3 protein-coding genes are annotated in these 2681 nt (G+C 52.7%); all 3 read left to right on the top strand.

The genetic code is table 11. The annotated features are described in order from the left end of the window. Nucleotides 1-81 precede the first annotated feature (81 nt). Entirely contained in the window at nucleotides 82-708 is a 627-nt protein-coding gene (rluE, locus tag AC1DUO_RS24070) for a 23S rRNA pseudouridine(2457) synthase RluE (protein ID WP_037037377.1), read from the top strand. Beyond that, entirely contained in the window at nucleotides 701-1147 is a 447-nt protein-coding gene (locus AC1DUO_RS24065) for an NUDIX hydrolase (protein ID WP_013576212.1), read from the top strand. The genes rluE and AC1DUO_RS24065 overlap by 8 nt, the downstream gene beginning before the upstream one ends. A 236-nt stretch (nucleotides 1148-1383) precedes the next feature. Continuing rightward, entirely contained in the window at nucleotides 1384-2493 is a 1110-nt protein-coding gene (mnmA, locus tag AC1DUO_RS24060; RefSeq protein ID WP_013576213.1) for a tRNA 2-thiouridine(34) synthase MnmA, read from the top strand. Nucleotides 2494-2681 lie beyond the last annotated feature (188 nt).

The raw sequence follows: 2681 nt of genomic DNA, 5'->3' as shown, positions 1-2681 counted from the left end.
ATATTACTCGAATATTTCTCGCTAGCCAATCCGAAACATTTTTCAAGTATAATGCGCTAATTCTCTCTAACTTCAATGCCTATGAACCCGCTATCTTTTAAAAATCACAACGTTAAACGTTTCAGCAAAAGGCCGTCTAAAGCACAATCTGCCCCAAAAGGGCCAGTAAAGGTGATTCTTTTCAATAAACCGTTTGATGTGCTGCCACAATTCACTGATGAGGCGGGTCGTGCGACACTTAAAGATTACATTCCATTAACAGATATTTATGCCGCAGGCCGTCTGGATCGGGACAGCGAAGGTTTACTGGTGTTGACCAACGATGGCAAACTGCAGGCTGCGCTGACCCAACCCGGCAAGCGCACCGGTAAGATTTACTATGTCCAGGTCGAGGGCGAACCGGATGACGCCGCAGTGAAATCATTGCGTGAAGGCATCACGTTGAAAGACGGCCCGACGCTGCCCGCAGGTGCAGAGATTGTGCCAGAGCCGGAATGGCTGTGGGCGCGCAATCCGCCGATCCGCGAACGTAAATCTATCCCGACAGCGTGGTTAAAAATCACGTTATACGAGGGAAGAAACCGTCAGGTGCGCCGCATGACGGCTCATGTCGGTTTCCCGACATTGCGTCTGATCCGTTACAGCATGGGCGAGTTTACTCTCGGCGATTTACAACCCGGCCAATGGAAGGAAATTCCACATGTTTAAACCGCACGTTACTGTCGCCTGCATCGTTCAGGCACAGGGAAAGTTTCTGGTTGTCGAAGAAACCATTCACGGCAAAGTCACCTGGAATCAACCTGCCGGACATCTTGAAGCCAATGAGACCTTAGTCAGCGCCGCAAAACGCGAGCTGTATGAGGAAACCGGCATCCACGCCGAGCCGCAGTTTTTCCTGGGTTTACATCAGTGGCAGGCGCCGGACGATACGCCGTTCCTGCGTTTCGCTTTCGTGATTGATTTGCCTGAAATGCTGGAAACTGCGCCGCAGGACGATGATATCGACCAGTGCCGTTGGGTCAGCGCCGAAGAAATTATCGGCTCTGCGCAATTGCGCTCGCCGCTGGTGGCCGAAAGCATTCGCTGTTATCAGCAATCGCCGCGCTATCCTCTGGAAATTCTGCATAATTTCAACCTGCCGGAATAACACCCTCCCCCGGTTGTTGCCACGCGGTGAATCAGCGATGCAGCAACCGGCCCGACGTGATAAAATTTCGCGCTTCACGATTTACCTCGTGTAAAGCAGTACCTCTCTGTTCGGGTTTCTGTGGTGTTCGGGTTTTCTGTGAACTATGAGTTGCGCGCGGCCTTCATCCTCGTGGGACAAGCTTCAGAAAAACACCGTCAGTACCGGGCAATTAATTCATGCGTTTCGGGACTATTATGTCTGACAACAGCCAGAAAAAAGTGATCGTCGGGATGTCCGGCGGTGTCGATTCCTCTGTCTCTGCGTACCTTTTGCAACAGCAGGGTTACCAGGTCGAGGGCCTCTTCATGAAAAATTGGGAAGAGGATGATGACGAAGAATATTGCACAGCAGCCACCGACCTTGCGGATGCGCAAGCCGTGTGTGACAAGCTGGGTATCGAACTGCACACCGTGAATTTCGCGGCGGAATATTGGGACAACGTGTTCGAATTATTCCTTGAGGAATACAAAGCCGGACGCACGCCAAACCCGGATATCCTGTGCAACAAAGAGATCAAATTCAAAGCCTTCCTGGAATTTGCGGCTGAAGACCTGGGCGCGGATTATATCGCGACCGGTCACTACGTTCGCCGCCAGGATATCAATGGCGTCAGCCATTTGCTGCGGGGCATTGATGGCAATAAAGACCAGAGCTATTTCCTCTACACGCTCGGTCACGAACAGGTCGCACAAAGCCTGTTCCCGGTCGGTGAGCTGGAAAAACCGGAAGTTCGCCGCATCGCCGAAGAACTGGATTTGATCACCGCGAAGAAAAAAGACTCTACCGGCATCTGCTTTATTGGTGAGCGTAAATTCCGTGATTTCCTGGGCCGCTATTTACCGGCGCAACCGGGCGTGATCAAAAGCGTTGACGGTCAGGTGATGGGACAACATCAGGGTCTGATGTATCACACACTCGGTCAGCGTAAAGGTCTGGGCATCGGCGGGCAGAAAGACGGCAGCGAAGAACCGTGGTACACCGTCGAGAAGGATGTGGAAAACAACATTCTTTACGTCGCACAGGGCCACGAGCATCCGCGCCTGATGAATGTCGGTCTGATTGCTCAACAGTTGCACTGGGTGGATCGCAAAACGCTGACCGGCCCGCTCACCTGTACCGTGAAAACCCGTTACCGCCAGGAAGATATCCCGTGCGTAGTGACACCGCTCGGTGACGACCGCATCGAGGTGCGTTTCGATGCACCCGTTGCCGCCGTCACGCCGGGTCAGTCAGCGGTGTTTTATCTCGGGGAAGTGTGCCTCGGCGGGGGCGTAATTGAACAGCGTCTGCCGCTTCAGGCCTGATATCGGGTCAATATGTGATTGAATAAGGGACGCTTTCGGGCGTCCCGCTTTATTTCTGCCCGACTGTGACGCCCTGCACTGATTCCGAACTGTGTTTAGGGGCAGTTTTATGGCATGATCTGTCGCCATGAATTTGGGCTATTTCATTGTCACTGCGTCTCATCGTTTCAAAACGCTTACAGGAGTAA

Source organism: Rahnella sp. P4_A8, assembly GCF_056402435.1.
This window is presented reverse-complemented; position numbering and strand designations above follow the sequence as displayed.

Excerpts from the sequence above, each read along its gene's own strand:
- rluE (WP_037037377.1), top strand. The coding sequence starts at position 82 with ATGAACCCGCTATCTTTTAAAAATCACAACGTTAAACGTTTCAGCAAA.
- mnmA (WP_013576213.1), top strand. The coding sequence starts at position 1,384 with ATGTCTGACAACAGCCAGAAAAAAGTGATCGTCGGGATGTCCGGCGGT.
- AC1DUO_RS24065 (WP_013576212.1), top strand. The coding sequence starts at position 701 with ATGTTTAAACCGCACGTTACTGTCGCCTGCATCGTTCAGGCACAGGGA.